This window comes from Nonomuraea sp. NPDC004580, from assembly GCF_040609855.1.
Taxonomy (GTDB): Bacteria; Actinomycetota; Actinomycetes; order Streptosporangiales; family Streptosporangiaceae; genus Nonomuraea; species Nonomuraea salmonea.
Map to the genome: position 1 here is coordinate 1 of NZ_JBEXLH010000123.1, position 6,128 is coordinate 6,128.

At 74.4% G+C, this 6,128-nt stretch carries 1 protein-coding gene; it reads right to left on the bottom strand.

Annotated elements, in window-relative coordinates; all coding sequences use genetic code 11:
• Positions 1-6,128: amino acid adenylation domain-containing protein (locus ABZW11_RS45940; protein WP_355432803.1), on the bottom strand; the 6,128-nt coding region annotated here is incomplete at both ends.

The window sequence follows — 6,128 nt, forward strand, 5'->3', positions numbered from 1 at the left end:
GCCGCCACCTCACCGGGAATCGCGGCCTGAACCTCCCTGACGTCGGCCCCGCTCCCGCGCACCTCCACCACGCCGAACGGCGCGGTCGTCTCCTCAACGTCACCGAGCAGGCCGGCGAAGAAGCGCTCGTGTTCCTCGGTGCTCGCGCTGTCGCGGGCCTGGGCCACGAAGTCGCGGAACGGCAGCGGCTCGGGCAGGTCGTCGCCGCGCCCGTCCAGGAAGGCCGCCACCTCGCTCAGCACCACCTCCAGGCCGAGGTGGTCCTGCACCAGGTGATGCACCCGCACCAGAGCAAGCCAGCGATCATCGTCCCGCGTCACGTGCACGTCCAGAAGCGGCGCGCGGCCCACATCCATCGACAGACCGACCGTGGCCACCAGATCGCCGGTCACCTCGGATACCGGCAGCTCCGCGTTCCGCCACACGACCTGGACCGGCTCGGGGAGCCCCTCCCACATCACCGCCGTGCGGAAGATGTCGTGCCGGTCGATCACCCGCTGCAATGCCTCCGTGAAGGCGTCCAACCGAGCCCGGGACTCGAAGGCCAGCACGGTCGGCGTCACGTAGGCGTCGTCGCCGCCCTCGGCGAGCAGGTGGTGGAAGAGCAGACCTTCCTGAAGCGGAGCCAGCGGGTAGACGTCGGCCACGTTCGCCGCACCGCCCGGCACTCCCGCCACGATCCGGTCGATGTCCGCCTGGGACAGCTCCACCAGCGGGAGCATCTCCGGCGTGATCTCCATGGTGTCGTCGGGGATCGCGTTCGGCGGCACCACGACCTGCTCGACCCCGGCCACCGCGGCGAGCCCCGCCACCGTGGGTGTCTGGAACAGCGCCCGCACCGACACCGCCACACCCCGCGCCCGGAGCCACTCCACCAGGGAGACGACCAGCAGCGAATGGCCGCCCAGCGCGAAGAAGTCGTCGTCCACGCCGACCCGCTCCAGCCCGAGCACGTGCGCGAACCCCTCGCACAACAGCTCCTCGCGCGGGTCGGCCGGGCCACGACCACCCACGGCGTACTCGGGGACGGGCAGGGCCTTGCGGTCCAGCTTGTCGTTGGCGTTGAGGGGCAGCGCGTCCAGCGGGACCACGGCGGCGGGCACCATGTGGGCGGGCAGCCGGACGGCGACGAAGCGCCGTACCGAGTCGGCGAGGTCGGCCGGGTCGCCGGCCGGGACGACGTACGCGACCAGCCGCTTGTCACCGGGCCGGTCCTCGCGGACGACGACAGCCGCCTGCGCGGCGTCAGGATGCTCCAGCACCACGGCCTGGATCTCGCCGGGCTCGATGCGCATGCCGCGGATCTTCACCTGGTCGTCGGAGCGGCCGACGAACACCAGCTCGCCGTCCGCGTTCCACTTGGCCACGTCGCCGGTGCGGTACATGCGCTCGCCGGGGCCGCCGAAGGGGCAGGCCACGAACCGCTCGGCGGTCAGCCCGTGACGTCCCGCGTAGCCGCGGGCGAGGCCGGCGCCCGCGAGATACAGCTCGCCCGCCACGCCCACCGGGGCCGGGGCCAGCCATTCGTCCAGGACGTAGACCCGCGTGTTCGCGATGGGCCGGCCGATCGGCACCTCGGTCACACCGGGCCGGCAGCGCCAGGCGACCGCGTCGATGGTGGTCTCCACCGGGCCGTAGCCGTTGTACATGGCGCGTCCTGGGCTCCACCGGTCCACCAGTGCGGGGGTCAGGGCCTCGCCGCCGACGTCCAGCACGACGCCGGGCGCGACGGAGCCCTCCTCCATGCCGGCCAGCACCGCGGGCGACAGCACGGCGTGCGTCACCGCGTGCTCCGTCAGGAAGCTGGAGAGTGCGGATCCGGCGCGCCGGTCGGCGGGCACCACGACGAGGGTCGCGCCGGTCAGCAGCGCCAGCACCCATTCCAGGCCGAACTGGTCGAAGCCCACCGACGCGAACTGCAGGATGCGTGACCCCGGCCCGATGGGCTCCGGGTATCGCCTGGCCAGCGCGGTCGCGGTGTTGGCCAGGCCGCCGTGGGTGACGGCCACGCCCTTCGGGCGGCCGGTCGAGCCCGAGGTGTAGATGACGTACGCCAGGTGTTCCGGCGACAGGGCGGCGCGCTCGTCCGCGGGCAGGGGCGCGCCGGAGAGCGCCGCCAGGTCGGGATCGTCGAGCCGCAGCACGGGGACGTCCTCGGGGACGAGCGCCGCCGTCTCGGCGCTCACCACGGTGGCGACGGGCGCCGCGTCGCGCAGCATCCACTCCACCCGCGCCGCCGGGTGGTCGGGGTCGACCAGCAGGTACGCGCCGCTCGCCTTCAGCACGCCGAGCACGGCGGTCAGCACGTCCACGCCCCTGCCGAGCACGACCGCCACCAGGGCCTCGGGGCCGACGCCGCGGGCGAGCAGCAGCCGGGCCAGCCGGTTCGCCCGCGCGTCCAGGTCGCCGTACGTCACCTCATGCCCGTCCCCCACCACGGCCACGTCGGCGGGCCGGGTCGCGGCCCTGGTCTCGAACCGTTCGACGACCAGCGCGGGGTCCACGTCCACGGCGGAGTCGTTCCAGTCGGTCAGCGTGCGGCGACGCTCGTCCGCGCTGATCGCCCCGATCGCCGACAGCGGCCGGTCGGGGTCCTCGGCCAGCGCGGCGAGCACCAGGGCCCAGTGCTCGGCGAGCCGCGTGGTGGTGCCGGGTTCGAAGACGTCGGCGGCGGCCGTGACGGCTCCGCGCAGCCCTGCGGGGTCGCCGTGCTCGTCGAACGACTCCGCCACCAGCACGTCGAGATCGAGCTTCGCGGCCGCGCCGGTCGCCGGCAGCCCGGCCGCGCGCACGCCCGGCAGGTCGAGCACGGCGTCGGCGTTGTTCTGCAGGGTGAGCATCACCTGGAACAGGGGGTGGCGGGACAGCGACCTGGACGGTGCCAGCTCCTCCACCAGCCGCTCGAACGGCACGTCCTGCTGGGCTAGACCGGCCACGCTCGCCGCCCGCACCCGGCCCAGCACCTCACGGAACGTCGGATCCCCCGACAGGTCAGCCCGCAGCACCAGCGTGTTGACGAAGAACCCGACCAGGTCGTCCAGCGCCTCGTCCGTGCGGCCGGCGTGCGCGGACCCGATCGGGACGTCCCGTCCCGCGCCCAGCTTGGCCAGCAGCACCGCGAGCGCCGCCTGCAACACCATGAAGGTGGTCGCGCCCTCGGCCCGCGCCACTCGCGCCAGGCGGGCGTGCACGTCGGCGGGCACCTCGAAGGGCGCGAGATGGCCCTGGTGGCCGGGCAGGCCGGGGCGTGCGCGGTCGAAGGGCAGCGTCAGCTCCTCCGGTGCCCCGGCGAGCGTCTCCCGCCAGTAGGCGACCTGGCGGGACAGCAGGCTGCCCGGGTCGTCCTCGTCGCCCAGCAGGTCACGCTGCCACAGGGCGTAGTCGGCGTACTGGACCGGCAGCGGCTCCCAGGCGGGGGCCCGTCCCGCGTGGCGGGCTTCGTAGGCCGCCGACAGGTCCCTGGCCAGCGGCGCCATCGACCAGCCGTCCACGGCGATGTGGTGGGCGACGACGACGAGCACCTGCCGGCCGGGCGCGGTGCTCAGCAGCGACGCCCTGATCGGCGGCTTGGTGGTCAGGTCGAAGGTGTGGGCGCGGGCCCGGCCGATCGCGTCGGCGGCGTCCTGCGGCGCCACCTCGGCGACCGGCAGCTCCCAGTCCAGCTCGTCCAGGTGAAGGACCCGCTGGTACGGCTCCCCGTCCGCGATCGGATAGACCGTCCGCAGCACCTCGTGCCGGTCGAGCACGTCGCGGAAGGCCGCTTCCAGCGCCGCGCGGTCGAGCTCGCCGGTCAGGTCCAGAACGACGGGGATGTTGTAGGCGGGGCTCGGCCCTTCCAGCCTGCTGATGAACCACAGGCGGCGCTGGGCGTACGACAGGGGCACCCGCTCGGGCCGGGCCCGCACGGTCAGGGGCGCCCGCGCCGCGCGCGCCTCGTCCAGCCGCTCCATGAGCGCGGCCGGCGTCGGCGCGTCGAACAGCGTCCTGACGCTCACCTCGGCGCCGAGCGCGGTGCGGATCCTGCTGACCAGCCGCACCGCCAGCAGGGAGTGGCCGCCGACGGCGAAGAAGTCGTCGTCCATGCCGACCTCGGGCCGGCCGAGCACGTCCGCGAACGCCGCGCACAGCAGCTCCTCGCGGGGCCCGGACGGCCGCCGCCCCACGGGGCCTGTCGTTTCGGCGGGCAGGGCCCTGCGGTCTAGCTTGCCGTTGACGGTCAGCGGCAACGACTCCAGCACCGTCACGGACGGCACCATGTAGTGGGGCAGGCGGCGGGCCGCGAACGCGCGTACCGACTCGGCCAGGCCCTCGCCCTCGGCGGCGGGCACCACGTAGGCGGCGAGCCGCCGGTCGCCGCGCTCGTCGTCGCGCGCGATCACCGCGGCCCGCGCCACGCCGGGATGCTCGGCGACGACGGCCCGCACCTCGCCCGGCTCGATCCGGAAGCCGCGGATCTTGACCTGGTCGTCGGCGCGTCCCAGGAACACCAGGTCGCCGTCCGCGGTCCACTTCGCGACGTCGCCCGTGCGGTACATGCGCTCGCCCGGGCGCCCGAACGGGCAGGCCACGAACCGCTCCGCCGTCAGCGCCGGACGGTAGCCGCGCGCCAGGCCCGCGCCCGCCAGGTACAGCTCGCCCGCCGCGCCCACGGGGACCGGCCGCAGCCACCGGTCCAGCACGTACGCCCTGGTGTTCGCGATCGGCCGGCCGATCGGCACCTCGTCGACGCCGGGACGGCAGCGCCAGACCGTGGCGTCCACGGTGGTCTCGGTCGGGCCGTAGGTGTTGAACATGACCCGTCCCGCCGCCCAGCGGTCCACCACCTCGCGCGGGCACGCCTCGCCGCCCACCTCGATGACCATGTCCGGCGGGACGGCGTCCGGGTCCAGCCCGGCCAGCACCTGCGGCGGCAGCCACACGTGCGTCACCTGCTCCTCGGTCAGGAACGCCGCCAGCTCGGCCCCCGCCCGGCGATCCTGCGGCACCACGACCAGCGTCGCGCCGGACACCAGCGCCACCGACCAGTCCGTACAGAAGATGTCGAAGCCGGGCGAGGCGAACTGCGCCACCCGCGACGCGGACCCGGTGCCCACGCACGCCACCGCGGCCTCCACCGTGTTGGCGAAAGCGCCGTGCGGCACCACCACCGGCTTCGGTCGGCCCGTCGAGCCTGAGGTGTAGATGACGTAGGCGGGTTGTCGCGGCAGCGCACGTTCCTGGAGCGGGGTGTCCGGGAGGGCGGCCAGCTCGGCCGCGACCGCCGGATCGTCCAGCGCCACCACGGGGGCGTGTCCTGGCGTGTCCGCCCGTCCGACGACCACCACCGGTCCGGCGTCGGCCAGGATGCCGGCGATGCGGTCCGCGGGGTGGCTCACGTCGATGGACAGGTACGCGGCGCCCGCCTTGAGCACGGCGAGCACGGCCACGACGAGATCGATGCCGCGGTCCAGCGCGACGCCGACGATCGATTCCGGGCCCGCGCCGCGCGCTATGAGCAGCCGGGCCAGCCGGTTCGCCCGCGCGTCCAGCTCGGCGTAGGTCACCTGCGTGCCCTCGCAGGCCACGGCCACCGCGTAGGGCGTCCGCGCGGCCTGCGCCTCGACGCCCGCGACGACCGAGGTCAGGCGGTTCTCCGCCGCCGTGTCGTTCCACTCGTCGAGCAGCCGGTGCCGCTCGTCCTCGTCCAGGACGCCGATCGACGCGAGCGGTGTGTCCGCGCCGGCGTGGACGAGGTTCTCGACGGCTGTGGCGAGCAGGGCGCCCACCGCGTACGGGTCGATCGGCGGTACGACGTCGACCACCAGGCCGAGGGTGCGGCCGTCGTCGTCCACGGCCACGGAGAGGGGGAAGTTGTCGCGCTGCTGGGAGAAGGTGATGGTGATGCCGTCGAAGGCGTCGGTCGCCTGGTCGTCGGCGCTGTTGTGGCGGTAGTTGAACAGCGAGGTGAACAGCGGCGCGTCTCCTGGCACGCCGCTGGCCCGCTGCGCCACCGCCAGGGAGGCGTGCTCGTGGGCCAGGAGTTCGGCGAGCTGTCCGCGCATCCCGGTGACCGCCTGCGCGACCCCGGTCTCACCGACCTGGACCCGGACCGGCAGCGTGTTGATGTAGGGCCCGGGCACGCGGTCGGC